The organism is Roseimicrobium sp. ORNL1 (genome assembly GCF_011044495.1).
In the GTDB taxonomy this organism is placed as follows: domain Bacteria; phylum Verrucomicrobiota; class Verrucomicrobiia; order Verrucomicrobiales; family Verrucomicrobiaceae; genus Roseimicrobium.
Genome location: NZ_CP049143.1, coordinates 7,780,507 through 7,805,078 on the forward strand (window position 1 = coordinate 7,780,507; position 24,572 = coordinate 7,805,078).

27 protein-coding genes and 1 tRNA gene are annotated in these 24,572 nt (G+C 59.8%); 16 read left to right on the forward strand and 12 right to left on the reverse strand.

The genetic code is table 11. From position 1 onward, the window contains the following. Positions 1 to 70: 70 nt before the first annotated feature. Positions 71 to 850, reverse strand: a complete 780-nt coding sequence (locus G5S37_RS31445) for a hypothetical protein (protein ID WP_165210827.1) — start codon at positions 848 to 850, stop codon at positions 71 to 73. 218 nt (positions 851 to 1,068) lie between these two features. On the opposite strand from G5S37_RS31445, the gene G5S37_RS31450 reads away from it, so the two are divergent. Further along, positions 1,069 to 1,350 carry a hypothetical protein gene (locus tag G5S37_RS31450; protein ID WP_165210830.1) on the forward strand — a complete coding sequence of 94 codons (282 nt, stop codon included), beginning with the start codon at positions 1,069 to 1,071 and terminating at the stop codon, positions 1,348 to 1,350. Positions 1,351 to 1,379: 29 nt separating this feature from the next. Here the strand turns inward: G5S37_RS31450 and G5S37_RS31455 are convergent, their stop codons facing one another. From G5S37_RS31455 to G5S37_RS31465, 3 genes are all read right to left on the reverse strand, one after another. Continuing rightward, positions 1,380 to 2,336: a hypothetical protein gene (locus G5S37_RS31455; RefSeq protein ID WP_206026241.1), complete on the reverse strand. Its 957-nt coding sequence runs from the start codon at positions 2,334 to 2,336 to the stop codon at positions 1,380 to 1,382. Positions 2,337 to 2,484: 148 nt separating this feature from the next. Continuing rightward, positions 2,485 to 2,559: transfer RNA gene (locus G5S37_RS31460), tRNA-Val, on the reverse strand. A 133-nt stretch (positions 2,560 to 2,692) separates the two neighbouring features. Continuing rightward, positions 2,693 to 3,379: a hypothetical protein gene (locus G5S37_RS31465; RefSeq protein ID WP_165210836.1), complete on the reverse strand. Its 687-nt coding sequence runs from the start codon at positions 3,377 to 3,379 to the stop codon at positions 2,693 to 2,695. Between the two features lie 217 nt (positions 3,380 to 3,596). Between G5S37_RS31465 and G5S37_RS31470 the strand changes: the two genes are divergently transcribed. Next, the gene (locus G5S37_RS31470; RefSeq protein ID WP_165210839.1) at positions 3,597 to 5,549 is read left to right on the forward strand and encodes a hypothetical protein; all 1,953 of its coding nucleotides are present in this window, start codon (positions 3,597 to 3,599) and stop codon (positions 5,547 to 5,549) included. A 20-nt stretch (positions 5,550 to 5,569) separates the two neighbouring features. Here the strand turns inward: G5S37_RS31470 and G5S37_RS31475 are convergent, their stop codons facing one another. Both G5S37_RS31475 and G5S37_RS31480 read right to left on the reverse strand, forming a co-directional pair. Continuing rightward, the gene (locus tag G5S37_RS31475; protein ID WP_165210841.1) at positions 5,570 to 6,742 is read right to left on the reverse strand and encodes a hypothetical protein; all 1,173 of its coding nucleotides are present in this window, start codon (positions 6,740 to 6,742) and stop codon (positions 5,570 to 5,572) included. Continuing rightward, positions 6,739 to 8,220 (reverse strand): Mur ligase family protein, encoded by a 1,482-nt coding sequence (locus G5S37_RS31480; RefSeq protein WP_343229902.1) that lies wholly within the window; start codon positions 8,218 to 8,220, stop codon positions 6,739 to 6,741. Before G5S37_RS31480 ends, G5S37_RS31475 begins: the two co-directional genes overlap by 4 nt. 201 nt (positions 8,221 to 8,421) lie before the next feature. Between G5S37_RS31480 and G5S37_RS31485 the strand changes: the two genes are divergently transcribed. The 3 genes from G5S37_RS31485 to G5S37_RS31495 all read left to right on the forward strand — a co-directional run bounded on the left by G5S37_RS31485 (position 8,422) and on the right by G5S37_RS31495 (position 12,036). Next, positions 8,422 to 10,884 (forward strand): protein kinase, encoded by a 2,463-nt coding sequence (locus G5S37_RS31485; RefSeq protein WP_165210847.1) that lies wholly within the window; start codon positions 8,422 to 8,424, stop codon positions 10,882 to 10,884. Positions 10,885 to 11,181: 297 nt separating this feature from the next. Then, positions 11,182 to 11,700, forward strand: coding sequence for a hypothetical protein (locus G5S37_RS31490; protein WP_165210850.1), 519 nt, complete (start codon positions 11,182 to 11,184; stop codon positions 11,698 to 11,700). 111 nt (positions 11,701 to 11,811) lie between these two features. Further along, positions 11,812 to 12,036: a hypothetical protein gene (locus tag G5S37_RS31495; protein WP_165210853.1), complete on the forward strand. Its 225-nt coding sequence runs from the start codon at positions 11,812 to 11,814 to the stop codon at positions 12,034 to 12,036. 252 nt (positions 12,037 to 12,288) lie between these two features. Here the strand turns inward: G5S37_RS31495 and G5S37_RS31500 are convergent, their stop codons facing one another. The 5 genes from G5S37_RS31500 to G5S37_RS31520 all read right to left on the reverse strand — a co-directional run bounded on the left by G5S37_RS31500 (position 12,289) and on the right by G5S37_RS31520 (position 15,870). Further along, a complete protein-coding gene (locus tag G5S37_RS31500; RefSeq protein WP_206026242.1) occupies positions 12,289 to 13,134 on the reverse strand; it encodes a hypothetical protein in 846 nt (281 codons plus the stop codon). Positions 13,135 to 13,222: 88 nt separating this feature from the next. Next, the gene (locus G5S37_RS31505; RefSeq protein WP_165210856.1) at positions 13,223 to 13,663 is read right to left on the reverse strand and encodes a pyridoxamine 5'-phosphate oxidase family protein; all 441 of its coding nucleotides are present in this window, start codon (positions 13,661 to 13,663) and stop codon (positions 13,223 to 13,225) included. Positions 13,664 to 13,812: 149 nt separating this feature from the next. Next, a complete protein-coding gene (locus G5S37_RS31510) occupies positions 13,813 to 14,805 on the reverse strand; it encodes a D-2-hydroxyacid dehydrogenase (protein WP_206026243.1) in 993 nt (330 codons plus the stop codon). Positions 14,806 to 14,959: 154 nt separating this feature from the next. Beyond that, positions 14,960 to 15,244 carry an EF-hand domain-containing protein gene (locus tag G5S37_RS31515; RefSeq protein ID WP_165212081.1) on the reverse strand — a complete coding sequence of 95 codons (285 nt, stop codon included), beginning with the start codon at positions 15,242 to 15,244 and terminating at the stop codon, positions 14,960 to 14,962. A 254-nt stretch (positions 15,245 to 15,498) separates the two neighbouring features. After that, the gene (locus tag G5S37_RS31520; protein WP_165210859.1) at positions 15,499 to 15,870 is read right to left on the reverse strand and encodes an EF-hand domain-containing protein; all 372 of its coding nucleotides are present in this window, start codon (positions 15,868 to 15,870) and stop codon (positions 15,499 to 15,501) included. A gap of 280 nt (positions 15,871 to 16,150) precedes the next feature. Between G5S37_RS31520 and G5S37_RS31525 the strand changes: the two genes are divergently transcribed. Beyond that, positions 16,151 to 16,753 carry an NUDIX hydrolase gene (locus G5S37_RS31525; protein ID WP_165210862.1) on the forward strand — a complete coding sequence of 201 codons (603 nt, stop codon included), beginning with the start codon at positions 16,151 to 16,153 and terminating at the stop codon, positions 16,751 to 16,753. A 107-nt stretch (positions 16,754 to 16,860) separates the two neighbouring features. Here G5S37_RS31525 and G5S37_RS31530 read toward each other — a convergent pair whose 3' ends face one another. After that, positions 16,861 to 18,468: a PhoH family protein gene (locus G5S37_RS31530; protein ID WP_165210865.1), complete on the reverse strand. Its 1,608-nt coding sequence runs from the start codon at positions 18,466 to 18,468 to the stop codon at positions 16,861 to 16,863. Between the two features lie 422 nt (positions 18,469 to 18,890). On the opposite strand from G5S37_RS31530, the gene G5S37_RS31535 reads away from it, so the two are divergent. From G5S37_RS31535 to G5S37_RS31580, 10 genes are all read left to right on the forward strand, one after another. Then, the gene (locus tag G5S37_RS31535) at positions 18,891 to 19,739 is read left to right on the forward strand and encodes a PIG-L family deacetylase (RefSeq protein ID WP_165210868.1); all 849 of its coding nucleotides are present in this window, start codon (positions 18,891 to 18,893) and stop codon (positions 19,737 to 19,739) included. Positions 19,740 to 19,762: 23 nt separating this feature from the next. Next, positions 19,763 to 20,287: a hypothetical protein gene (locus G5S37_RS31540; protein WP_165210871.1), complete on the forward strand. Its 525-nt coding sequence runs from the start codon at positions 19,763 to 19,765 to the stop codon at positions 20,285 to 20,287. 80 nt (positions 20,288 to 20,367) lie between these two features. Further along, a complete protein-coding gene (locus G5S37_RS31545; RefSeq protein WP_165210874.1) occupies positions 20,368 to 20,895 on the forward strand; it encodes a hypothetical protein in 528 nt (175 codons plus the stop codon). Between the two features lie 73 nt (positions 20,896 to 20,968). Continuing rightward, positions 20,969 to 21,394 carry a hypothetical protein gene (locus G5S37_RS31550; RefSeq protein WP_165210877.1) on the forward strand — a complete coding sequence of 142 codons (426 nt, stop codon included), beginning with the start codon at positions 20,969 to 20,971 and terminating at the stop codon, positions 21,392 to 21,394. A 56-nt stretch (positions 21,395 to 21,450) separates the two neighbouring features. Continuing rightward, positions 21,451 to 21,768: a hypothetical protein gene (locus tag G5S37_RS31555; RefSeq protein WP_165210880.1), complete on the forward strand. Its 318-nt coding sequence runs from the start codon at positions 21,451 to 21,453 to the stop codon at positions 21,766 to 21,768. A 25-nt stretch (positions 21,769 to 21,793) separates the two neighbouring features. After that, positions 21,794 to 22,180: a DUF488 family protein gene (locus tag G5S37_RS31560; RefSeq protein ID WP_165210883.1), complete on the forward strand. Its 387-nt coding sequence runs from the start codon at positions 21,794 to 21,796 to the stop codon at positions 22,178 to 22,180. Between the two features lie 14 nt (positions 22,181 to 22,194). After that, a complete protein-coding gene (locus G5S37_RS31565) occupies positions 22,195 to 22,665 on the forward strand; it encodes a CYTH domain-containing protein (protein WP_165212084.1) in 471 nt (156 codons plus the stop codon). A gap of 42 nt (positions 22,666 to 22,707) precedes the next feature. Further along, entirely contained in the window at positions 22,708 to 23,163 is a 456-nt protein-coding gene (locus tag G5S37_RS31570) for a DUF5069 domain-containing protein (protein ID WP_165210886.1), read from the forward strand. Then, a complete protein-coding gene (locus G5S37_RS31575; RefSeq protein WP_165210889.1) occupies positions 23,151 to 23,642 on the forward strand; it encodes a hypothetical protein in 492 nt (163 codons plus the stop codon). The genes G5S37_RS31570 and G5S37_RS31575 overlap by 13 nt, the downstream gene beginning before the upstream one ends. Before the next feature lie 30 nt (positions 23,643 to 23,672). After that, positions 23,673 to 24,347: an SGNH/GDSL hydrolase family protein gene (locus tag G5S37_RS31580; RefSeq protein WP_165210892.1), complete on the forward strand. Its 675-nt coding sequence runs from the start codon at positions 23,673 to 23,675 to the stop codon at positions 24,345 to 24,347. Positions 24,348 to 24,572 lie beyond the last annotated feature (225 nt).

Sequence of the window (24,572 nt, forward strand, 5' to 3'; positions counted from 1 at the left end):
TTGAACTGAAAGCCTTCCCGGTTTCACTGGCGTGTCGAAATGGATCCAATTGCCAACGAAATCACCATGTCTATTCTTGGGGGTGCTCTTTTTTATTGTCTTGAGGTTCCTTAGATTCTTCCTTTTTCTCCGCTGGCTCGGTTGCGGGTGCATCCTTTTTCGCTTGCACCTCCTTGATAATTATCTGACGAGGTGCCATAAGAATGGACACTTCTTCATCCGTCGAATTGTATGGATTGGGGATTGAGGTGAGGACATCCTTGTGCAAGCCGGGTATGTTTGGAGTTATTGTCTTTGGAAACTGTGTGGGCTGTGTGAATTCATAGCCCCGGGAGGAGACCCCACTTTTGGATTGTGATTGTGTTACTGGCTGAAATTGCTTCTGCATTTCTTGCATCAACCGAAGACGGTCCTCAGCTTCGATCCCATCCGCCGCTAGCACACCTTCCAGCGTGCGAAAGGCCAGAAGTTCATCAATTGTGGAATAACTAAGCCTTGAGTACACATTCGCTGGAGGACCTAGAAGCCAGACTTTCTCAGGCTTAAATTTTGCGAACACGCCTGCGTAGAAACCTGAGAGCAGTCCAATGGCAAATGTACAGGACTGGACCGCGATAAATGTTGCTCGCTTCCGACGTTCGTCGGCTGGGATGATCTCATCGTCCGATTTTCTGAAAAAACTGAGAAGCAATCCCCCAGTTGCCAAAAAGCTAAATGCTAGAGGAATGAAAGTGGTTGCTATCGGACTCGAACACAGACCAACAAAAATTCCAATCGTAAAACCGAAAGCACCCATCGCAACTGCCAACGGCATGCAGACGTCACGCAGGGTTTTACCAAGAGAGGTCATGGTGATATTGGTGCATGCAAGGAGAAAAATGCAAGGCCTTTGCGTGGGGTTTTAGGTTGTTCCGGTGCCCGTCACGCTACAATAGATGTGGGAGGTAGTTTGCTTTTTAGCCTTGGCGCATTTGTCGGTGAGTTGGCCTTTTGGATGTAATTATGCGTGAAAGTAGTAGATGGCCGATTCCAAGGCTTGATGCGGCTATGCCGGGCTGTTCTTTAACCATGGCCACCACCGCCAGCGCAAGGAGGACGGTGAGAGCGCTGGTTGGAAACCAAACTGGCCGCACTTTTGACTTTGAACAGCCGTGCTCTGATGGCGGATTTCTTCGTCTTCGTGATTCGAAAGAAATCTTGATGTCGAGTCTGTTGATGACAGTCCTACAGCAAACGCCATCCCGTGTAGCCAGTTCGCGGGAGGTCGCCGGTTTCCTGTTCGTTTCGTTGGTCGCTTTCACGAGCAAGATTTTGCTCTCAAGCACCATTCCAGAATACTTGCTTATCTAGGTCTCGTTTTCCAAGAAGTCGCCACTTACTCAGACGCCAACGCAACAGCGATAGAAATAGACTGAATCCTCAAACGCGGCCTTTATCTCACTTTCCCAGCTCGCGGCGCTGAATTCAGTTTTTTGGTCAACGGAGCGCTTGCGCTCGGACAGCATTCTCCCGTTTTTGTTCTTCCCCCAGCCACGAAAATGCTCGTGCTCTCGCGCAAAGGCGGGCCAGGTACCCTTAGCCAACGGCCAGAAAAACTTCTGCCAAGCCTGCTCAAACAGCGGCGGCTTGCACAAAAGTGACTTTACCGATTCCACGTAGAAGCCCGGCAGTTCTGGTGGGGCTGTGCCCTCGTCATTTTTGGCGATTATCTGGATGAGGTTGGCCAATGAAACAACGTGCGTTGGAGCATTCTCCGGCACTTCGGGATACATTAGTGCGAGTTCTTTTACCAGATGCTCAAAGTCGGTCATTAGGACCCCTCCAAAGAACCTGACCGCTGCGAAGTCCGTGCGCCCTCGTCCCAGTTTGCGAGTCTCCTGCCACCTTGCGGAAAACGCATCTTGCTCTCCGCCCACTTTCCGCGTGAGTTTCACAATGTTGTTCTCTCCCAGCATGCGGACAAGGTCAGCAAGCAGGCGTTGCGCATCATCTCGCACGCTAGGAACATGGTCGGCACTCTGCGCCCACATGATAATTGATTGCATCCCGTGACGGAAGATGTGGCCTATGTGCTCGAAATGTCTCTTCCCCACCTCGGGATTCTGGAATGCAGCAAGCATCAGAGGGTCGAAGAACCGCGTTTTTCCGTCTTCCATTTTGTATCCCTCCACATACGAGGGACAGAGCATTTGCACTGCTTCAAGACGCTCCCGGTCCATCTTTGCGGTCAATTGCAATAAATTTTCCGGGAGGGAATCGATTATCGAAGAGGCAGCAGTTTTACGCTTCCGACCCCTTCCACCAGTCTTCACAGGCTTGCTCCCTGTTGCTTTCATGCGACCAACTACGCACGACTGTCAACACGCAGTACGACAGCCCCGGACATCTGCGTGCCGACATGAACGGCTATGGAAATGTTAGCACTATGCTAACAAACAGCCCGTTCCACCCTTTGCTGGCGATGTAAATCGCTCATTATGAGCATGGTGCGCGGGGAGGGGATCGAACCCCCGACCAACTCGGTGTAAACGAGCCGCTCTACCGCTGAGCTACCCGCGCGGTAATCAACCAATCAACCTGCACCTGCATGGATGCGTGGCTGGCTGGGTGGGCGCATACAGTGCGTATGTGGAGGCGCTGCGCAAGCTGAAATGATGTCCGGTTCGCTTGGGCAGAAGGAGGGCGTGGTGGGCTATTTCGGGACCGCGGGCGTTTCAGGGGTGGTGGTCCCCGTGCTGGTGGTGGGGCTGATGGTCGTCTCGGTGCCGGTGCCGCTGTCTTTTTTCACCAGCGACTTGTGCGAGAAGACCATAGTGCCGCTGCCCACCTTCATCTGTTCCATGACGTTGCCAATCCCCGGGGCGAGGTAGTAGGTACTGCTGAATTCAAACGCGTCTGAGCGGTAGGAGATTTTGAAGCAGTTCTTGTGGCTGGTGGTTCCCACCTGCACGGCTTCCAGGTTTTCGATGTGGAAAGTGAGCTTCCCTTTCTCCGCAGGGATGTCCCAGAGCTTGCCCAAGACGAGGGGGAGGGGCATTTCGAGGAACTCTTTCTTCTCGGGGTCGGACTCGCGGATGGTGTAGATGCCGTCCGGCTGTTTACGTTGATAGGTGGTGAAGGTCGTGATGCCGGGCACGTTCTTGGCGTTGGTCACGGAGATGAAGTAGGTCTTTCCGTCGATTTCCTTGGTGCCGATGATTTCGCGGGTGGCGATGCCCCGGAGCACTTTGCCGGAGGGGGCGGTGGTGGTGACATCGGCGGTCCAGACCAGGCCCACTTCCAGCGGTTGGTAGTCTTCCTCGCCTTCCGCGGCCGAGGCGGTGGCCGGGATGCCGGCGCAGAACAGGGCGAGAGAGGCGAGCATGAGGATCAATTTCATGGATTTCGGCGGTGCGTCGTGGGATCCTAACGGTTTGGCGGCGGTTGGTGCAATCGCAGCCATCGAAACTCACCATTTTTAGCGGGTCTTTCTTCGCCATCCGTACTTCTGATCTGTCACACGCCGTGTCCGTTGCACATCCAGTTCCGATTCAGGTGCCTGCGCCGGGGCTCGACATCGGCGCAGCCACGCCTATCGTTTCGTCTGCCACTTTTCCATGACGCTCGAACAGTTCCTCGGCAACCGCTACCGCCTCATTGCGCGACTGCCCTCGCTTGGCGCCACGCACCAGCGTTATGCCGTGCAGGCGAACAATGGCACGCCGGATTACCTGTCGCTGAGCTACTGTGACTATACGAAGCCGGTGAGCATGGATGCCCTGGGCAAGCAGCGCCGCGCTGCGGAGGTGATGATGCGCCCCCCGATGGGACTGCTGTGTCGCGTGACGGATTTTCAGCTCAAGGCGGACTACCAGTGGACCGTTTCCGAGTACCCCGGTGACTACAGCCTGCGGGAGCTCCTGCAGCAGAGGCAGTCCCTGAGCATGGAGGAGGTGGAGGCCTTTCTGCGCTTGATTACCGAGGCCTGTGAGGCTGCCACGTCGCTGGGCTGGCCGCGCCTGCAACTGGAGGCGGGGCACCTCTATCTGGATCCCCGGGTGGGACTGCCGCGCATCCCGGCGCCGGACATCCCCTCCTTTGACAACTCCGGCGCGGACTCGGTCGACATGGACCCCATGGCGACGATGCAATTCAGCGCCGCCGCCTTGCGCGCCGCCCTGGTGGAGCCGGTGCCGCGGGACACGCACGAGTACGTCCTGCCGCTGGCCGCGCTCACCTGTGACCTGCTCGGCCAGCCGCAGCACATGCGCGGGGGAAATGCGCGCTACCAGCCGGTGCCGCAGCTCACTTCCCAGCAAAACGTGCTCCTGCGCCGCGCGCTCACCAGTGAGGGCCGTGCGGGCTTCGGCTCGGCCAAGGCGTTCATGGATGAGTTCTTTGGCGTGACGATGAATGCGAACGTCGCCGCGCACACCGAGCGCCTGCGGACGCTCACGACTTCTCCCCAGCAACGCCCGCCGACCACCGGAGGCCCTGCGAGCGCTCCCCCTCTTCCTTCTCCCTCTCCCCCGCCCCAGCCCCAGCCCCAGCCCCAGCCCCAGCCTTCGCCCCCGATGGCCAGTCCCAACACGGGGCCGGTGAACTCGTCTCCGGCGTTCACCACGGGTTCGCACGGTGGCTCTGGGCTTACGGTGCTGCTTTCCACCGTGGGCAGCGCCTCCGCCACCAATGCTGAGGCGCCGGTGAGTTTCGATGCCGTGACGGTGAAGCGCACCGGGCCACCGCCGCTGCCCCCCACCCGCCCCAAAGAAGGCGTCGTGCTGGTGACTGCGGCGGATCGGGAGGCTGCGGAAAAGCTCAGTCCTACTGTCCGCGTCCGCCTGGTGCCGGACAGTGAGGAGGCGCCGATTTTTGCCCTGGTGGGCGAAGATACCCTGGTGCTCGGCCGCTCCGCCAGCGATGCGGACTTCATTGCGCAGTTCCGCCCGCGCTCCAATGTGAACGACGCCCGCTCGCGCCGCGTCAGCCGTGCCCAGGCGCGTGTCCAGCTCAAGGACGGAAAGCTTGCCATCGAAGAGAGTGATGCGGTGAATCCCACCGTGCTGCAGGATGCGCCCATTCCGGGATTCACCGAGGCGGACCTGCCGGTGAACTTCCTGCTGGCTGGCGAGTTCCCCATTGAAGCTCGCGCGATTGCCACGGACTTTGTCACGGGGCGTGAGGTGCAGAACTGGCCCGACCCGGGAACGGAGAAGCTCCGTGGCGCCGTCATCCTGCGACCGGGTGGCAGCGGGGTGCTCCTCTGCGAGGCGGCCATGGTGCTCAGCGATGTGGGCATCCATTTCTCAAAATCCGGCCGTCCCTGGCTGCGGGCAGATGCCGCCGCGCATGCGGTGGCGCGCGTGCATCGCTATGCTGGACAGTTCTGGTTTGAGCCTTTGGAGGCCAGTTTGGTTGCGGTGGCCACCGGTACGGATCTCCGCAGCAAGCCGAGTGAGCTCATCCTTCTTACGGATGGAGCCAAGGTCCGCCTCGGCCCCTACGGCTACACGGTGCAGACCTATGAGCTGCCGACGGCGAGTTCGTCAGGCGCATCGCAGGCTGCTTGAGGATTCATCGGACCGTTGTCCTAGGGTTCGCGGATCAGCCAGCGCCTCAGCAGGGATGGCATGCGTTCCGTAAGTTGCTTCCAGCGCCGCTTCTCCTCCTCCAGACGTTGCTTGAGTTTGGCCACGCGTCCGCGAGAGGTGCGCGCTTGTTCACGTGCCTGGCTGAGGCGGTGATCGGCCCCTTTAATCAGCGGGCCCAGTGTCGCGAGGTAGGCGCTCAGGGCGCTGCTTTCACTGGAGGGATCCTTGGTGGGTGTCGTAGACCACGTGGCATGGACTTCGGCATAGAGCGCCTCGAGTTGCCCGCAGGTGCCATCGAAGCTGTGCAGGGCTCTCACCCGTCGCGTCACCTCGGCGGCGATGCCGGGGTCGAAGCGCCGGATCTCTTTCTCCACGCGCTTCACCTCCATGGGGAAGATGTCGCCGGGAACGGTGAAGTTTCGACGGCTCCAGAACTCGAGTGAGTTTGGCTCAATAAGAGGGCCGCAGCCGCGGACGCTGCACGGCATGACGGCACAGCCGCAGGCCATGGCCTCCAGTGCTGACCGACCGATGGCGAAGACGAGGTCGTACTCCGGCAGTACCTCCTCGGGAGCGGTGACGGCATTGCCGAAAGGGGCGCCCAGCTTGTCGAGGCGGATGCCCGCGCGGTCACAGGTCTGCTGGAGACGGCTCACGTGGCTAGCGGGGATGAAGGCGTTTCCATACAGCAGCGCGCGGCGGGGCCGCTGGCAGAGTTCACGGACTTTGTGGAAGCGGCCCAAGTGCACTGAGTTCGAAAAGATGCCGATCTCTCCGGCAGGCCGGCCTGTTTCAATGGCCAGCCAGAGCCGCATTGCCTCCGCCATGCCCACGTACTTGAGGATGCGCGGATGCCTGGGCGGTCGCTCCTGCCAGGGGCCGTAGCCGTGGCAGTAGTAGATGGCAGGTGTGGTGGGAAAGGCACAAAGCGCCGTCATGGTGGCCAGGTGATGCTGACCATGAATCACCTCCGGCACGAACCCGCAGGCAGCGGGAGACTCCACCACGGGCACGCCGCGCGCGTCGAGAGCGGCGCTCACAGAACCACGCAGCCAGGCATAGACCGCCACGGTGTGCCCCCGTTCTTGCAGGGCCACCGCGAGGTCGCTGATGAACACTTGCGTGCCGCCGCGGACCTCATGGAGTTCGTCGTTGGTGAGGAGCAGCTTCATCCGCGCGGTTTCCTCTTCTTCTGGTGTGCAGATGTCTCACGCAGGGCTTCTTTCAGCGCCTCTACCACGGCTGCCGTTTCCTCGCCGCGGATCATCGAAAAGGAAATCACCACCACATCTCCGGGGCGGCACAGACGCCGGACGGCGGACTCCATGGCGCTGACACCCTTCACACGGTGGGCTTCTGTTCCCAGCGCCCGCAGCCTTCGGCAGAAGCCTGAAATAGAAAAGGGCCGTGGCAGCCACCGGAGTTCCACCGGTGGGGCGGCGATAACCACGTCGGCATTTCCAGCGATGCTTTCAGGGAGCGTCTGCTTCCACGGCCCATCTTCGCCGGAGGTGTAGCGAGGTTCGAAAAGCAGGACCAGCCGCTGTTTGGGATGCCGGCCCCGCACCGCTTCCAGCGTCGCCCGCAGCGCGAGAGGGTGGTAGGCTTCGTCCGTGTAGATGGGGAGGCCCTCCTCGTGGCCCACCGGATCGAGACGCCCTTCCACCCCAGGGAACTCCTTCAGAGCGAGGGAAGACTGCTTCAGCGACACGCCGGCATGGCGGGCCATCACCGCTGCGATCGCCGCATTGCGTGCATGCATCCTTCCGGGCAGCAGCAGTTCAAAGGCCACGTTGGCGACATGGAACTTCGTGCCTGAGGACGTCTCGCGATACTTCGTGATCCTTACCGTGGCTGCCGATCTGGAAAAGCCCACGGTCGTGACCGGAGTTGGCGTCAGCCCGACGAGCGACATAGCCCCCTCATCATCCGCGTTTAGCGTGAGGCTCCCGGTTCGCGGCACTTGGTGGACGAGATGCACAAAGGCCTCGCGGTAGGATTCGGGCGAGGGATACACCTCCAGATGGTCGTGCTGCAGACTGGTCACACCCACATGCCGGGGGTGGTACCGCAGAAATTTTGGCAGCGGGTCCCCCACCCCACAGGGATATTCGTCCCCCTCCAGCACCATCATGGGTTTCCCACTGAGGGTGAGGCGTTCCCGCCCGCCGCGAATCTGCCCGCCAAGAAGGAAGTCCGGAGTTTTCCCCACGGACTGCAGGATCCAAAGCAGCATCGCGGTCGTGCTGGTCTTGCCCTTGGTCCCGGTGACTACGAAATTCTCCGTCTCCCGAAGGAAATACTGCTGGAGGAAGGCGGCGGTATTCCACACCGGAATACCCCGGTCCATGGCGGCCTCCAGCTCGCGGTCGCCCCGCCTCACGAGGGAGCCTGTCACCACAACATCCACACGCTCAGGGAGATTCCGTTCATGAGGTGTCGACGCAACCTGAATTCCGGCGCTCTTGAGGAGTGCCGGCATGGGAGGAAAGGCCACGCTGTCCGTGCCGGAAACCTCCGCGCCCAGGCGTTTCAGGGCCATCGCCAGGCTGCCCACCAGCCGCCCGTGAATCCCCAGAAAATGGATTCGTCGAGGCACGCGCCGCATGTGAGGAGCGGAGGCCTTTCCCCTGGCGCTTTTTTGACCCATGCCCACCTATAGCTGAAGCGCGGGCCGGGCAGCAAGGGGCATCCGCGATGCAGGGGCCAACGCGTGAACCCAAAAATCGTGGGAATTCCTTCTTTCGCAGGCATGTTCGCTGGGGGAAGGCCGTATTGCCTTTCTGCGTGACAGATGGGCAGCTTCCCGTATGCTGAAGTGCTCGAAGATTCGGAACGCGGGAAACCCGTCATGAACCCTTTGGATGATACGCTGAAAATTGATCCCATTACGCCGCGGGAGATTCCGCCGGCTGGGAATGCCAATGTCAGCATCCTGGACACGGATCTGGATTTGCAGCAGACCGTGCGCATGCCGGGCGCGGGCACGCTGGTCTTTAACCGTTATCGCCTGCAGCGTGTGCTTGGGCGTGGAGGCATGGGAGTGGTGTGGCTTGCCGTGGACACCAAGCTTGAGCGTGCCGTGGCCTTGAAGTTTTTGCCGGATGCCGTGGGCATCGACCCGGTGGCGCTCAAAGAGCTCAAGGAGGAAACCCGCCGCGGCCTGGACCTCGCGCACCCGAACATCGTACGGTTCTACGACTTCGTGGATGATGATGATGGCGCCGCGGCGATCAGCATGGAGTTCGTGGATGGCAAGAGCCTCTCCGAGCGCCGCATTTCCCTGCCGCATCACATCTTCACGGTGGATCAACTTGGTCCCTGGGTGGGCCAAATGTGTGATGCCCTGGACTACGCGCACCTGCAGAAGCGCATCGTCCACCGCGACCTGAAGCCAGCCAATCTCATGGTGAATTCGGAGTCGCAGATGAAGATCTCCGATTTCGGCATTTCGTGCAGCCTCTCGGACACGATGAGCCGCCTGAGCCGCGCGAACCAGCATTCGGGCACGAGCGGCACCCTGCTCTACATGAGTCCCCAGCAGGCCATGGGAGACCGGCCCAACCCCACGGATGACATCTATGCCGTGGGCGCGACCCTGTATGAGTTGTTGACGGGCAAGCCGCCCTTCTACCGCGGGGATATCACGACGCAAATCACGGGCAAGATTGCACCGAAGCTCAAGGACCGCCGCGAGGAACTTGGGATCCCCGCCTCCGATAATATTCCACGGGAGTGGGAGGAGGCCATTGCTGCGTGCCTGGAGAAAGACCCTGCGCGCCGACCACAGAGCGCCGGTGAGCTGGCCCAGATGCTGGGTGTTTCCCTGCGCAGCGAGATGAAGCCACTCACGCCGCAGGTGAAGACGAATTCCGAAGGCCTGCGGCCGATTGAAATCTCGTCCCCTCCGACGGAGAAGCAGGCAATGGCGGCGACGACGGCTTCCATGACGCGGTGGATTGCCACGGCGTGTGGGGTCCTGCTGCTGCTCGCTTGTATCAGCGGCGGTTACTGGTGGTGGACCAACCGTCCGGGAGAGTGGGCCGTGCAGACGGAGCCTGCGGGAGCCACGATTACCATTGGGACGCGTGTGTTCAAGGCGCCTGCCGTGATTACTGGACTGCCGCCGGGTGAAAATCGGGCTACCGTTTCCAAGGAAGGGTTCGCAACCCGCATGGTGGCGGTCACGGTGCTTCCCGGTAAGCGGGCGGAGAGTGGTCTCGTAAGCATGGTGCGTAGCGTGGGAAAGCTCACGGTCTCCAGTGATCCGGATGAAGTGGACTTTGTGGTGAGGTCCCTCACCAACGAAAACCAACCTAAAGAGAGTGGCGTGACGCCCAAGGTCCTGAATCTGCCGGTTGGCAAATACGAGGTGACCATGGAGCACGACAAGGTGATAAAGATTACCAACGTGGAGGTTCTCGAGGGGGAGACGCCGCGGGCGTTTTCCGAGTTCGAGAAGCCGGCTCCGGTCCCGCCACCTGCTCCTACGCCAGCACCCGCCCCGGTGGTTACCGCCAACACCTCTCCTCCTGCGTCAGCGCCCCCATCGATGCCGTCTTCCGCGGACATGCCACCGGCGGAAAGCAGCGCCACCCCGTCTGGCTCCGCTCCGCCGGCTCCCGGTCCGGATTCCACCGCCAATAGCATCCCTCCTTCCCCTCCGGCGTCAGCGCCATCGACCTCGATGCCGTCATCTGCGGGCACACCTCCGACCGCCGCCCCGACGACAGGGGCGAATGCTGGTGCTCCTGCACCCGCACCTGCTCCTGGGGCGACTCCGACTGCGGCCAGTAGTGCCAGTTTCGATCCGTCTGCCCCGCCGCCCGCTCAAAATCCTGCCGTGGCCGGACCTTCCGCTCCGGGAGAAGCAGCTCCGGCTGGAACCCAGCCGACCGTGGGCGAGCCTGCAGAAGGCCACTGGAAGCTTGATGAACTCTTCTCCAGCTCTGCCTACAACGGTTATTCCGAAGCAGGACGCCGCTATCTGCTCTACAAGGCGCAGCTCGGACTGAAGATCGGCGCGGATGGAAAGGTCGGGCCTGGCACCCACAAGGCCATCCAGAAATTCCAGACCGCAAACTCGCTGCAGCCCACCGGGCAGCTGGATGGTCCGACGCTTTCGGCTCTTGAGCTGACAAACGTGCCTGACAAATCCGAATGGTCAGCGCCGAAGAGCAGTGGCGGCAGCAGCAGCCGCTCCAACGGTGGTCGTACTCCTGAAAGCGAGAAGACCGCGGCACGCAAATTCATCGAGAGAAACATCCTGGGAGGCAGAGACCTCAAGGAAGTGTTCAAGGGCAGCAAGCAGTAGCTGGAACACAGTCTATTTTGTCGACTGATTGACGGATTCTGGTTCTGATCCAAGGCTGGATCACATGTGTGTTCGCAGCCGATGATCTTCCATTACCCGGGTGCGATATGGAGAAATAGATGGCGCGGCAGATGCTGCCTCCATTGGGGTACGCACGTGCGCGAATTGTATGTGGACGCAGGCGGTTCCAAAAAAATTCAGAAAACCTGTCACGCGCCTTTGGGCCGCTACATGAATATGGCAAAACCAAACATCATTTTGCCAGTGCAACCTTCTACAGTTCGAAAGTCAAAGATCATGAAAATCAGCATCAAAAACCTCATCATCACCGGCGCTCTCATGATCGCCTCCACCTCAGCCGTCAAGGCTGACCCGCGTGAAGCGGAAGACGTCGCCTACCGCATGGCCACCAACTATGTCGCGAAAGGTTTCTCCATGGCTCCTACCGACCACTCCGGCGTGCTCGGCGGTGGCCAGGCCATCCGCTTCCTGATTCCCGTGACCAAGGGCCTGGACTATGTGTTCCTCGCCGGTGCGGACCAGAGCGCGCTCGATGTGGACGTGTATGTCTATGATGAAGTGGGCAACTTGATCCTTGATGACCGTCGCAGCACCAAGCTGGCCGGTGTGCAGTTCCGCGCCAGCTACAACGGTACCGCCATGGTGTACCTGAACATGGCCCGCGCCAATGGCCTCGCCAGCTACTATGTGCTCGTGGGCCGCCGTGGCGCTGCCAAGGGAGGCATGAGCAGCACGACGCTCACCAGCGGCAGCCAGAATCCGATTGTTGAAACGGCTGTGACGGCCGGCAACTAAGCAGCAGCCGAACTTGTGACCGAGGCCCTGCCACTCCGGTGGTGGGGAACAGGTCTCCAACAAGCCACAGTAGTCACCCATTCGTCACAACCCTTGTCATCGTCATCTGTCATGAAACGCATCGTCATCTCCTTGAGCCTTGCTCTTTCCGCCCTCACCCTCGCGAGTTGCGCGAGCGACCCGCCCCCCACCCATGTGCATCACTATCACACCCGCACCCGCTATGTGGAGCCCTCCTACAAGCCCGCCGGTGTGAGCGACAACTACAACACGAACGTGTATAGCCAGCCTGAAGGTTTCTCCGCGGTTGCTCCTCCGCACAGCTACTCCAACTAAGTTGCAGACCGGCTAACAAGCGAAGTAGAACGCGGAGTTCACGGAGTCCGCCGGACGATCAAGAAACAAAACGTTCCCCCCCGGCCCTCCCAAGGCGCCAGCCCTCACAGGCTGGCGCTTTTGTTTTGTGATGAGGAAACGCAAAGCAACAAAGCTGCAAAGGAAGACGAGATTGATGACTGGATCTCACTGCGGATCCCATCTTCTGAGAATCATAGATCCTTTGCTGCTTCGTTGCTTTGCGTTTCCCTCTTACGAGCGCGGAAAGTCCTTCTCATAGCGCTTCACCAGCGCATCGATATCATTGGCCATGAGGTAGATTTTTCCTCGCACCTTCTTGGTTTCCCCGGGCTTCACTTCGCCGATGCGGAAGTCGCTGTGCAGGCACTTCGCGACGCCCTGGAAGAGCTCCTGATATGGCTCGAAGGCCATGGCGTAGATCCACTTTCCATCCTGGCTGAAGCAGCCGATCAATCCATTGCTGGGCACGAGGGTGCTCAGCGGGCGCGGGTTCACGTCGGTACGCGGGACATCCTTCGGGCACCACACCTGTCCGGGGATGTAGCGCGCCTTCGTGGCCCAGGGCTGGGTGGGCATGCGGCTCAGTTTGCCTTCGAGGAAGATGAAGCTGTTCGAGAGCTTGATGTCCACGCACTTCGGATCTGCGGTTTCAGCGCCGGCGAAGTCACCCAGCCGCACGCACGGTTGCGCCCAGTGTGCTTCGTTGGGTTTGTCGGTGGGATTGTGCACAGTGAGATCAAAAGTGATCTCGTCATCACCTGCCGTGATGTGGTGGTCCACCACGAGGCCATCCTTCACGTGGCAGCGCAGTTTCATCTGCTTGCCATCGGCGCTGGTGGAGAGATGCTCGGTGGTATGCCCCACGTAGGTGTGCTTCATCCAGTCGGCATCCGTGGATCCAGCGCGACAGTAGGCTTCGAGGTAATTGATGCGTATCTCGCCTTTCGGCAGATGGGCACCCTTGATGACCAGCCAGTTCTGTTCCCGGGCGAGGGTGAGCGTGGGTTTCTCCTGCGCCTGGGCGAAGGTGACGGCGCAAGCGAAGACGGCGAAGCAGAGTGAGGTGCGGAATCTCATGGCGCGGAAACGTGCGTGTGTCCCCGGATCAAAGCCGGAAGTCCGCACGCTCTTTCACCACAAACCAAGAACGAAGAACCAGGAACCCTCACACAACCAAATGATATTCCAGCGCCCACTCCCGCATGTAGCGCACGTGATCCGGAAGGATCCGATAAAGCATGAATACCGGATTGTCCGGTGAGCCGAGGTACGCGCGCAGGAGGGCATTCTCCTGCCAGATGTCCTCAATCAAGGCGCGATCCGTCACCACTTCGGCGCGCCCGGTGATGCGCACTTGGTTGTGATCCGGGTCGAGGTAGCACAGCTCCACTTTGGGGTTCGCAGCGATCTCGCCCGTCTTGTGGTAGTTGCGCAGGTTCGCCACATAGACGGTGAAGCCATCGGTCCGCACGGGCGATACCGGACGCACCCGCGCTTGATCCCCATCCATGCTGGCGAGCATGGGAAACTTGGCGGCACGCATGGTCGCCGCGGCGAGGGCGGGCAGTTCGGCAGGTTCGATGGGCTTGGGAACGGGCGCGGGCATGGGTGTGAGGATAGAGTCAAGAGGTCAACGGGCCATGGTCAACCGTTTTGCAGGGGATGATGCGCGGAAACGGGGGCAGGAATGCCCCCGATCCTTGGAGAGGCCGTCTGCAAATTTTCAAACCCGCAGAGCCACTACATCACATCACATCACATCACCCGGCTCAGAAGGTCGTCGCCTTTCAGGTAGCGCGCGAAGTTCTCCAGGAAATGCTCCACCATGTCTTTCATGTCATCCTTCTGTCCGCCGCCGATGTGGGGTGTGATGAAGCAGTTCTTCAGTGAGAGGAGGGCGTGGCCCGTGGGGAGGGGCTCGGGTTCTGTCACATCGAGCCAGGCGGCACTGAGTGGTCCGTCCTGCAGGGCCTTCGCGAGCGCATCCTGATCCACCGTGGTGCCGCGGCCGATGTTGTAAAACGTGGCACCGTGCTTCATGACGGAAAATTCCTTCGTGGAAAAGAAGCTGCGGGTGCTCTCGCTGTCCGGAAGGATGTTGATCACGTGATCGGCGGTGGCGAGGGCGGGATAGATTTGATCCGGGGTGAGGACATTCACGCTCTCGGTGCCGCGAGGCTCGCGGCGGACGGCGCGCACCCGCATGGCAAAGGGGGCGAGCATGCCCACCAATTTCTCCGCGATGGAGCCGTAGCCCACGATCAAGACCGTTTGCCCGCGCAGGAGGCGGCAGCTCGCGCGGAGCTGGTACCACGTGTCCGTGCCGCTGGGAGTGGAGGTGACAAGGGCACGGGGGAGCTGGCGGGCCTGGGCCAGCATGAAGGCGAGCAGGTGCTCCGCGCAGGCCTGATCATACACCGGTGAGCTGTTCGTCACCACTACCTTGCTGTCCGCGACGGCTGTGCGGAATTCAGGGGTATCATACCGGGTGATGCTCGCGGTGCTCACCTGCAGCCAGCGCAGGTTTTTGGCGCCCAGTACTCCTGCGACCGCCGGCTGGCCGAGCGCGATGTGCGCCTCTGCGAGCTGGGAGTCCAACGGCGCACCCCCCAGCACCGAAGTGCCACCTGCCGCAGCTACCAGCAACCGGTGTGGCTCGATGCCGGTACGCAGCCGCTCCATCAACGCGGGCTCGACTTGGATGTCCGTGAAAACGTTCAGCGTGGCGGGCAGATCGGGAGGAGACATTGGAGGGGATACTTCCGAAATCGAAGGGCGGACTCAGGGTGGGCGCATCTTCCTGCACGACGTCACATAAAAACTACCAACAAAAACGCCGCACCTGCTTGGGACAGGCGCGGCGGTCGAGGACGGGAAAATTTCCCGTCGTCGGTCAGAAGGCTTACTTGTCCTTCTTGGGGCCAGCGGCGGTGAACTCTTCCTTGGACACGGAACCGTCCTTGTCCTTGTCCTTGTTGGCGAATTGCTTCTCAGCCTTGGCGGCGTCCTTGGCATTGGCGGTGAACTCTTCCTTGGAGAGCTTGCCGTTGCCGTCCTTGTCCTTCTTGGCGAAGGCAGCGGCCGGGTCGACCTTGGGCTTGGCGCCTTCGGCGGGCTTCTTCTCGTCAGCGGCGAAGGAAACGGAGGCGGTCACGATAAGCGCGAAAAGAACTGCAGTGATTTTCATATTCTGATTTCTGATGATGTTTTGATTTGGATTGTCACGCACCGTCACGCGAAACGCTCAGCGCGGACGGGGGTAACGCTGAGTCTTGCATGACATTGCAGGATTTTTTTATATCGCACTGGGCGGGCAGGTTTTCCGGGGAATTTCACGGAAATCTTCGGAGCGGGTGGGAAATGAAAAGCCCCTGCCCGGCAGACCGGGACAGGGGCCATGACTACAGCTCCGTACTGACTGATTGGCTGAAAAAGCGGGGCTCAGGGCTTCTTGTCGCCTGCGCCTTCTTTCTTGGCGGCGCCGTCACCCTCGGGCTTCTTGCCACCGCGGTCTCCGCCGCGGCCGCCTTCAGGTTTGGCGGTGAACTCTTCCTTGCTCAGCTTGCCGTCCTTGTCCTTGTCACGGGCGGTGAAGGACTTCTCAGCGCGCTCAGCATTCTCCTTGGCGCGGGGGGAGGCCAGATACTCTTCCTTGCTGATGGCGCCGTCACTGTTGGCGTCGAGCTTCTTGAAGAGCTCTTCCGGATTCGGGCGGGCGCCGCCTTCCGCGGGTTTACGGGGCTTGTCGCCGTCAGCGGCGAAGGTGAGGGAGGCGCTCAGGAGCAGGGCTCCAAGGGTCAGGATGATCTTCATCGTCGTGGATGGTTTGGCTGTGGTTTGATAAGGCGCCGCCGCCGGTTGCGGTTGCCCGCGGGCATGGGGCGCGTCTGTGCTTCAACCGCCGATGGTGCCCCGGGTTGCACGAATTTTTTTGGCGTGGCCGCAGAGAGACGCTTCCCGCACTAAAAAATTGCCCAGGTACGGGCCATGGCGACATAGATGCGGACCCTGGCTTCCCGGGTAAATGTGCGTCGCTGTTTGATATTTCACGCAGGGTTCACCAACTCTTCAATGACGTGTGAAAAGTGCCCCTATGAAAACCCTCCTCGATTTCTCACGTGAACTTGCCGCGATTGGGCAGGCTGGCCTCACCTATTCAAAAGACCCCTTCGATAAGGAGCGCTTTGCGAGGCTGCGTGAGATGGCCAGCGAGCTGCTGCAAGCTCCGGAGCAGATTCCGGCATTTCGCTGGCCGGATGAGAAGGGCTATTCCACGCCGAAGGTCGATGTGCGAGGAGCCATTTTTTGTGGTGACCAGGTGCTCTTGATCAAAGAAACCGCGTCGGGCCAGTGGACGCTGCCGGGAGGCTGGGCAGATGTGAACCACAGCCCGAAGGAGAACGTGGAGCGCGAGTGCAAGGAAGAAACTGGCTACGACGTGACCGCCACCGCCATCACCTCCGTCATCGATCGCGAACGGGCGGGCTATCCATCGAACGCGTACACGACCTACAAAATTTTCTTCCTCTGCGAGATTGTCGGCGGCGCTCCCCAATTGAACATCGAGAGCAGTGGAATTGAGTTCTTCCCACTTAGGGCGCTGCCCGAGTTGGATACCCACCGGACGAGTCGGGAAGACATTGAGCACGCCTACACGTTTTATCAGAACGGTCGGGGAACGGTGCACTTCAACTGATCGCCCTTCCGACGCATAAGCCCGGCAACGAAAGAGGCCTTGGAGTGTGGTCCAAGGCCTCCAGCAAGGCGCCTCGATGATCCCTTTCGAGGGCGATGACGATTCTATTACAACAACCGCGCCCCAGCCTCGGCCAGCGGGCTGCGTTCACCCTTGCTCAGGGGCACGTGGGCCGCGAAGGGCTGGCCACGCAGGCGCTGGCGGGTGTATACGAGGCCGTTGCTGCGGCTGTCGACATAGGGATTGTCGATCTGGGCAGGGTCGCCGATGAGCACCAGCTTGCTGCCACGGCTCATGCGGGTGACGACGGTCTTGGCCTCGAGCGGGGTGAGTTGCTGGGCTTCATCCAGGATAAAGAAGCGGTCCGGGATGCTGCGTCCGCGGATGTAGCAGAGCGCCTCGATCTCCACCATGCCGGCCTGAATCAGCGGGTCATAGGGAGCGGAGGCTCCACCTGCTACTGAAGCCATGGGCGGCGGGTTGGGATTGCCGTGGCGGGCTGCCTTCTTCTTGCTGAAGGTGGGGTTCGCCGAGGGCCGCGTGAGCAGATCCAGGGCGTCGTACACCGGCTGGAGCCAGGGGCGCATCTTTTCCTGCAGGCTGCCGGGGAGGAAGCCAATGCCCTGACCCATGGCCACAATCGGACGGCTCACGGTGATGCCGGTGTAGGCATTGCCCAACACCTGCGAGAGGCCCGCCGCACACGCGAGGAGCGTCTTGCCCGTGCCCGCCTGACCGAAGCAGGTGACCAGGGAGATTTCCGGATTCATCAAGGCATCGAGGAAGCACGCCTGGCCCAGGTTCATGGGCTTGATGGTGCGTCCCTGCATGATGCGCATGCTCTCCGGCACCAGCAGGCGTGTGAAGCCCTGGGGTCCGATATAGCGCGCAGGCATGGACTGTTTTTCACCGGCCATGAGCAACACGTACTCATTGAGCGCAAGCCCTGCGGTGCGTGCCGGTGGGAATTCCAGTATCCCACTGCTGGCGAAACGCTGCAGCTCATGCGGGGTCACTTCTATGCGAACGATGTCGTGGTGCGTGGCATCGCGGGCCTCCACCTTGTCATGCAGGTAGTCCTCACAGATCACGCCCGTGGCGCGGGCCTTGAGCTGCATGTTCAGATCCTTCGTGACGAGGATGACTGGCTCTGGCGTGCGCTCGGCCATCCACAGGGCACACGCGAGGATGCGGTGATCCGGTTTCTCCAGGTCATGGAAAATGCGCTGGAAGCGCTGCACTGCCAGGGAGCACTTCGCCTCCTCGGTATCGAACACGATGAGGCGCACGCGTCCACCGCCGGCGGTGGGCACACCTTCCATCACGTTGATCTCGGGCTGTGCGAAGAACTTCGAGAGTGTGCGGTGCACCTCACGGGCATTCGCGCCGCGCTCGCTGGGTTCGCCTTTGAAGCGATCCAGTTCACCGAGGACCTCCACGGGAATGCACACATCGTTTTCCTCGAAGCGATGCAGACACGCGGGATCATGCAGCAGGACATTCGTATCCAGCACGAAGGTTTTCACCTGCGTGGGTTTGGCAGTGCCGTTCCGGCCCTGGGTTCCTCTTCGTCGTCTCAGGCCGACCTTGGGGGAACCATTGCCATTGGATTGCTCGGGGAAGAGATCGAGCCCATTACCATTTCCGTTCCGCTGCCGGGTTTCTTCTTCTGAGAAAAGGGACACATCGGCAGGAGAGGCGGCTTCATGGAGCATGGAGGTGCGGGTGTGGGTTTGGTTGCTGGTTGATTGCGACTTCCTCAGCTTCAGCCTTGATGCTGAGAGTATTCCACCATCGGGAGACGACTTGCGTCCTCGGGTGGTTTGTGGAGTGCGGATGAGACGGGCATCCGAGTTCTTTAAGTTGCCCGAAGTATTCTTCATCACTGGCTGATCTAGCAAGCACAAAAGATCGGAATCTCTGAAAAACAGGGTTCCGGGGAGTGACAAGTTTGTTGCATGCGTAAAGCATGCCAGCAGACGTGGGCATTACGGAAAGGTGAAGGAATTGGACTTCACAGGCGGTTCGCAGCCGGTGTTGGAGTTGTCATAAGGAGGAGCACAATGAAGACAGCCATGGGAGGCGGGACATTTGCTTGCCCGCCCAGTGTTCCCCGCCACATTGATCACCCTTCCTCATGCTCTTTCGCCATTCCAAAGCCGACCTCTTCGTTCCTGATCAAGGCGACCCTGCCCAAGCCTTCTCCCGGGTCACCCACTTGGGCATTGTCAGCCACCAGGATGACCTGGAAATCGCCGCATACCACGGCATCACGGAGTGCTTCCGTCGCGATGACAAATGGTTCGGCGGTGTGGTGGTGACGAATGGCGCCGGCAGTCCGCGCAAGGGCCCCTATGCTGAGTACACGGATGAAGGCATGCAGGAAGTGCGCAAGCAGGAGCAGCGCAAGGCGGCCTTCGTAGGTGAGTACAGCGTGATGGTGCAGCTGGGCTATCCCAGTGAAGAAGTGAAGCACTCGCGCCGCGAAGATGTGAGCGCGGATATCTTGAGCATCCTGAAAATGACGCAGCCGCAGTTTGTATATCTGCACAATCCAGCGGATCGCCATGATACGCACGTGGCTACTTTCCTGCGCTGCCTGGAAGCGCTCCGCGCCCTGCCGAAGGAAGCGCGTCCGCAGAAGGTGTTCGGCTGCGAGGTGTGGCGCAAGCTGGACTGGCTGCTCGCGGATGACAAGGTGATGCTGTGGGTGGATCAGTTCCCGCACCTCATCAGCGCATTGATCGCTGTGTTCGATTCACAAATCAGTGGAGGCAAACGCTACGACCTCGCCGAGGAAGGCCTGCGTCGCGCGAATGCCACCTACTTCGACTCGCACACCACGGACGATACCAGTTCCCTCACCTTCGCGATGGATCTCACGCCGTTGATTCAGGATGACAAGCTGGACCCGGAGGAGTTTGCACTGGGTTTTGTGGATCGCCTGAAGGAGGACGTGCGCGCGAGGATCCGGAAGTTCCAATAGCAGAAAGGAGGGATGTTCCTGCCGTGGCCAAGTACACGGGTCCAGGTGAGCGTTTGCAGGCTGCCAAGGTCCTCACGGATCAGGCGGAGTTGCGTGAGCTGGCGTTGTATCAGTTCAGTTACGTGAAGGCCGCAGTCGCCGGGAACGGGCATTCCACGCCGAGTATCCTGATGCTCCTGGTGGAGGATATGTTCCAGCCGCTGAGAGATGAAGATTATCAGGTAGCCAGTGTCATCATGGGCAGAGCGGACCTGACGCTTGAAGTCGCTGTAGCATTTTGTACGGCACTGGAGCCGAACCTGCAACGGATTGAACCCCGTGACTATGAGCCACGGGACTGCTGGAAACATCTTGTGGGCAATGCGCGGGTGCCGATTCAGTGCTTCGAGTCATTACTTTCTTCTGACGCATGTCCGCGTCATTTGCGACGCCTTGCTGTTGCCAGTACGAGGAGAAGGGATGTGCTGGAGAAGCTGGTGTGTGATCCCTGCGGCAGTGTGTCCACGCGAGCGAAAAGAAAGCTTCAAGCGGACATCCCGCAGGGGTAGCTTTCAAGAAGCCCAATATCCTGTGCGAGGCGCGTGAAAGGGCGCTTGTCCCGTCCCGGTTTTCCGATAGCCTCAACCGCGTGTCATCACTCACCTACACCGTGCGCATCCCCGGCCAGCAGGCGCCGGCGCAGATGGAGTTTGCCAGGCTGAAGAACGCTTATGCAGATGGCAATATTCCGGGCACGGCGATGGTGACGCTGGAACATCAGGACTTCTGGTATCCGCTGGGGGAGCTCATGGGCGATGCACCCACGAAACCACTGCTTTTCCCCTGTGGCGCGTGCAAGCAGATGGTGAAGTCGCGTTGGATCGATCGCGGCAACCCGGTGAAGTGCCCGAAATGCAACGGCGCACTCACGGTGCCGAATCCGGATGCCACGAAAGCCCAGATCGTCGTGGATCAAAAGCAGTCACGCGCCACCCCGTTTGTGTGGCTGGGGGTGCTCATGATTGTAGTTGGCATCGCCACCACAGCGTTTTCGTATTTTCAGGCCCGCTCGGAAGGCGGCGCTTATGGCATCTGGTACGGCGTGGTGCTTGCTGGGTTGGCCTTGGTGATGGATCACTGGTTTGATTTCAGGGGCAAGCGTCGCAAAGGGAAATAGCGATGGGATGCCCAAGCGTCATCAGGAGCGACATTCGAACAAAGGAGCTGGAATGCAGTCCCAACGATGCAGCATGAAACGTGTGTTTGCGATTTTCACCCTGGTAGTCTTGTGGCCGATGGTGCTCCGCGCCGATGAGCCGAAGAGCGGCGGCTATGAAGCCTACGAGGCCTATACCACCCTGATGAGCACCAGAACGTTCGCGATCGGTGGCGTGGGCTTCGCGGGCACGACGTCTGAGCCGGAGCTTGCACTCCGCGAAGTGCTGAAACAACCCGACGCCGTGGCCACCTGTCAGAAACTGGTGGCCAATGCCACGGTCGAGGGACAAATGTATGGATTGCTGGGCCTGAAACTCAGCAATGACAAGACGTTTGCCCAGGCGCTGACCAAGTACAAAAACTCGAAAGCGGCAATCAAGGTGATGAGCGGCTGCATTCTGGGAACAGAGAAGGTGGGAGAGGTGGCGGAGAGGATTGAGAAGGGCTCGTACAAGTAGCAGGTCAATCCAGGGCTTGGGATTGACATCATGGGCGCGGCAGTGAGAATCGCGCCATGAGTGACGCCCAGCCACCGCCCATTCCTCCGCAGGCGAAGCCGCCGCCGCCGCCCTATGAGCCGCCGCGCAATGAGAACGTGGAGGCCTACAACTTCATTGCGGACAAGATTGGGGGCCTGCCCAATGTGCGTAAGAAGGACAATTTGTACCAGGCGATCGCCATTGGCGCATTCGTAGCTGTCGGTTCGCTCATTGGGCTGTGGAAAGGCGGATGGCCTGGAGGTTTCATCGCCGGAGCCGTGGTCGGCATGGTGGCCGGCCTGCTGCTCAGTGGTGCGGTGCTGGCGGTGATCGGCCTCGTGCGGAAATCCTGAGCACGCTTCACACTTCGCGCTTCCCATGATCCGCACCAAGTCCGCCGCGGAAAAGCCTTCGAAGCAGGACGGTGTGCGGCTTTATGTAACTCGCTTCTGGCCACGCGGACATGGGCGCGATGAATGTGATGCGTGGCTGCCGAATCTCGCGCCGAGCGAGAAGCTGTTGCGGGCGTTTCTTTCCGACAAGATCACGTGGGCGGCCTTCTCCAAGGAGTACAAGAAGGAGATGACCAAGGGTTATGGCGACGAGGGGGAGAAGAACACGCACATGCGGAACTCGGGACAGAAGCACGCGTTGAAGCTTCTGAAACTGCTCGCGAAGGGTCAGACCGTCACACTCATCTGCTCCTGCGCCCCGGATGAAAAACACTGCCACCGGCATTTGCTTCAGGCATTGCTGGAGGATTGATGCGAATCTCGCTCATGGGACAAGAGATCGAGCGTAAATTTCTGGTGGTCGGCGATAGTTGGCGCGAAGGCGCCGAGGGCACACTGTATCGTCAGGGTTATCTCGCGAAGGACAAGGAGCGCACCGTGCGTGTGCGCGTCGCGGGTACGAAAGCGTATCTCACCATCAAGGGCTGCACGAAGGGCACGAGCCGCGCAGAGTATGAGTATGAAATCCCGCTGCTAGATGCGGAGGAACTGCTGGACCTGTGCGAAGGACCGCTGGTGGAAAAGACGAGGCACAAGATTCCGCACGCTGGGCATACGTGGGAGGTGGACGTCTTCCATGGAGACAACGAAGGCCTCATCATGGCGGAGGTGGAGTTGAAGAGCGAAGATGAGCAGGTGGAAATGCCGGGGTGGGCTGGCAAGGAAGTGTCTGACGATTCGCGTTACTACAATTCGAGCCTGTCCAAGAAGCCGTACAAGACATGGGCTGGAACGTGATTGCTCGACAAGGACCGATGCCATGACTAGCATGCGCCTGCCATGAAGATCGAAGGCATCAAAGGCTGTTACGAAAAGACGGGCGGGTTGTTTTATTTCCCGCGCATGTGCTCGAAGATCCGCCTGCATGCGGAGGGCAAGCTCCCGGAGGGACACCATGCGTATCTCGGCACTGGGTTCGATGGACGCACCTGCCGTTATCTGAAGGTGAGTTACGAAGATGTGAAGGCCCAGGTGCTTGCGGGCAAGTCTGATGAGGAAGTGCTGGAGTGGTGCCAGACCACCGGACGCCGGCTCAATGACGAGGAGATCCTGTTCTTCAACAGCTTCATGAGCAAGCGCGGCTGGCGTGATGATGAAACGGACGGTTACATCCCCGAGTGCATTCGCGAATATGGTTTTGCGGATGATGGCACGCTGGTGACGGATTTTGATCTCATCGAGAAGGATGAGGGCCGCTGGTATCCGGATCAGTGGCGGGATGCGTGGAAGACCTGACCTCCAAGACCGTGCCTCAGGATATGCAAGAGCCTTCCAGGATCATCACAGGGCCGCCATGGCGCCTGCGTCTGCTGAAGCGGGTTGGCATCTGGTTGCTGTATGGTGGTTTGTTCCTGGGTGCGTTTTTCTTCCTGTGCTGGTGGAAGGGGCCGATGAGGTATCTGAGGTTTCACGCTACAGAGATACAGGAGTACTATAAGAGCACTGGTTCGATTCGATTCGACTTCGTGCGCCTTCTCCGGGCAAAGTGCAGCGAGGAAGAATTTCACCGCTATGCGGCCAACCAAGGACTTTTTCCAATCCCATCCAAGGGGCCTTACGACGGCACCATACGTTGGGCTCGGTGCCCTGAATCCTGGTGGACACCGCCCGAGGATTGCGGACCTGAGGGAGGATACTACGTCGAGTATAAGGGGCGACGGTGCATGCTGGCCTATGCCGATGGTTATCTGTACTACGAAATGCAGAACTGGTAAGAACACGCCCCACAAAGGAAAAAACAAGTCATGAATAACCTCTCCAGAGTGAAGTTTTTGAGGGCGCTTTACGCCTGCGTGATGCTTCTCCCATTGATGGGATCAGGCGCAGATGCATCGCAAAGGGTCATCGTCTTTGGTGATTCCATCACGCATGGCAGTGCCATGTCGAAGGAGGACAAACCGAGGGCATGGGTAAACGTCGTGCAAGCGGACTCCGGCGGAAAGCTGGAGGTGATCAATGAAGGCAAAGGCGGCAGGCCGACGGATTCCGTGAAGGAGTTCGAGGCGATGCTACAGCGTCAGCCGAAAGCAGATGTGTTGGTGATTGCCCTGGGCACGAATGATTCCCGTGACATCACGGACAAGTGCGTGCCCAAGGCCGTGGCGAATGTGAAGAGCATGGTGGAGAAAGGTCGTGCTGCTTATGGCGAGAAACTGGCTGTGCTGCTGGTGGGGCCACCGAATATCAATAAGAGCGCGCTTGGTCCCACGAAGCCAATTGCCAATGAACGTGCTGCGAAGCTGGTAGAGCTTGGTGAGGCCTTTCAGAAACTCGCGAAGGAGATGAACGCGGAGTTTGTGAGCCTGCACGGCGCGGTGCCTGACAGCGCGCTGACAAAGGATGGCGTGCATCCCGATGTGGAGGGGAATGCAGCCATCGCGAAGGTGATGCTCGCGAAGCTGATGGAGATGGCGAAATAAGGAAGGAGGTTAGGCGTCCCGCCTGACAGTGGGCGTTAGACCTCCGGTCTGACCATCATCGAGCGCATGTTGCGAGTCCCTTCTGTATGATGACTTCGACGCCATCTCGCGTCCCCCCAAGCAGTACTGTAGAACTCTCTACGCCATGTCGAGCACCGAGCCCAGACCCAAACGCAGCAGACTGCAACCAACAGAGGTGAAGAAAGGCAATGATAGAGAGCTGGT

Excerpts from the sequence above, each read along its gene's own strand:
- G5S37_RS31445 (WP_165210827.1), bottom strand. The coding sequence starts at position 850 with ATGACCTCTCTTGGTAAAACCCTGCGTGACGTCTGCATGCCGTTGGCA.
- G5S37_RS31450 (WP_165210830.1), top strand. The coding sequence starts at position 1,069 with ATGGCCACCACCGCCAGCGCAAGGAGGACGGTGAGAGCGCTGGTTGGA.
- G5S37_RS31455 (WP_206026241.1), bottom strand. The coding sequence starts at position 2,336 with ATGAAAGCAACAGGGAGCAAGCCTGTGAAGACTGGTGGAAGGGGTCGG.
- G5S37_RS31465 (WP_165210836.1), bottom strand. The coding sequence starts at position 3,379 with ATGAAATTGATCCTCATGCTCGCCTCTCTCGCCCTGTTCTGCGCCGGC.
- G5S37_RS31470 (WP_165210839.1), top strand. The coding sequence starts at position 3,597 with ATGACGCTCGAACAGTTCCTCGGCAACCGCTACCGCCTCATTGCGCGA.
- G5S37_RS31475 (WP_165210841.1), bottom strand. The coding sequence starts at position 6,742 with ATGAAGCTGCTCCTCACCAACGACGAACTCCATGAGGTCCGCGGCGGC.
- G5S37_RS31480 (WP_343229902.1), bottom strand. The coding sequence starts at position 8,220 with ATGGGTCAAAAAAGCGCCAGGGGAAAGGCCTCCGCTCCTCACATGCGG.
- G5S37_RS31485 (WP_165210847.1), top strand. The coding sequence starts at position 8,422 with ATGAACCCTTTGGATGATACGCTGAAAATTGATCCCATTACGCCGCGG.
- G5S37_RS31490 (WP_165210850.1), top strand. The coding sequence starts at position 11,182 with ATGAAAATCAGCATCAAAAACCTCATCATCACCGGCGCTCTCATGATC.
- G5S37_RS31495 (WP_165210853.1), top strand. The coding sequence starts at position 11,812 with ATGAAACGCATCGTCATCTCCTTGAGCCTTGCTCTTTCCGCCCTCACC.
- G5S37_RS31500 (WP_206026242.1), bottom strand. The coding sequence starts at position 13,134 with ATGAGATTCCGCACCTCACTCTGCTTCGCCGTCTTCGCTTGCGCCGTC.
- G5S37_RS31505 (WP_165210856.1), bottom strand. The coding sequence starts at position 13,663 with ATGCCCGCGCCCGTTCCCAAGCCCATCGAACCTGCCGAACTGCCCGCC.
- G5S37_RS31510 (WP_206026243.1), bottom strand. The coding sequence starts at position 14,805 with ATGTCTCCTCCCGATCTGCCCGCCACGCTGAACGTTTTCACGGACATC.
- G5S37_RS31515 (WP_165212081.1), bottom strand. The coding sequence starts at position 15,244 with ATGAAAATCACTGCAGTTCTTTTCGCGCTTATCGTGACCGCCTCCGTT.
- G5S37_RS31520 (WP_165210859.1), bottom strand. The coding sequence starts at position 15,870 with ATGAAGATCATCCTGACCCTTGGAGCCCTGCTCCTGAGCGCCTCCCTC.
- G5S37_RS31525 (WP_165210862.1), top strand. The coding sequence starts at position 16,151 with ATGAAAACCCTCCTCGATTTCTCACGTGAACTTGCCGCGATTGGGCAG.
- G5S37_RS31530 (WP_165210865.1), bottom strand. The coding sequence starts at position 18,468 with ATGCTCCATGAAGCCGCCTCTCCTGCCGATGTGTCCCTTTTCTCAGAA.
- G5S37_RS31535 (WP_165210868.1), top strand. The coding sequence starts at position 18,891 with ATGCTCTTTCGCCATTCCAAAGCCGACCTCTTCGTTCCTGATCAAGGC.
- G5S37_RS31550 (WP_165210877.1), top strand. The coding sequence starts at position 20,969 with ATGAAACGTGTGTTTGCGATTTTCACCCTGGTAGTCTTGTGGCCGATG.
- G5S37_RS31555 (WP_165210880.1), top strand. The coding sequence starts at position 21,451 with ATGAGTGACGCCCAGCCACCGCCCATTCCTCCGCAGGCGAAGCCGCCG.
- G5S37_RS31560 (WP_165210883.1), top strand. The coding sequence starts at position 21,794 with ATGATCCGCACCAAGTCCGCCGCGGAAAAGCCTTCGAAGCAGGACGGT.
- G5S37_RS31565 (WP_165212084.1), top strand. The coding sequence starts at position 22,195 with ATGGGACAAGAGATCGAGCGTAAATTTCTGGTGGTCGGCGATAGTTGG.
- G5S37_RS31570 (WP_165210886.1), top strand. The coding sequence starts at position 22,708 with ATGAAGATCGAAGGCATCAAAGGCTGTTACGAAAAGACGGGCGGGTTG.
- G5S37_RS31580 (WP_165210892.1), top strand. The coding sequence starts at position 23,673 with ATGAATAACCTCTCCAGAGTGAAGTTTTTGAGGGCGCTTTACGCCTGC.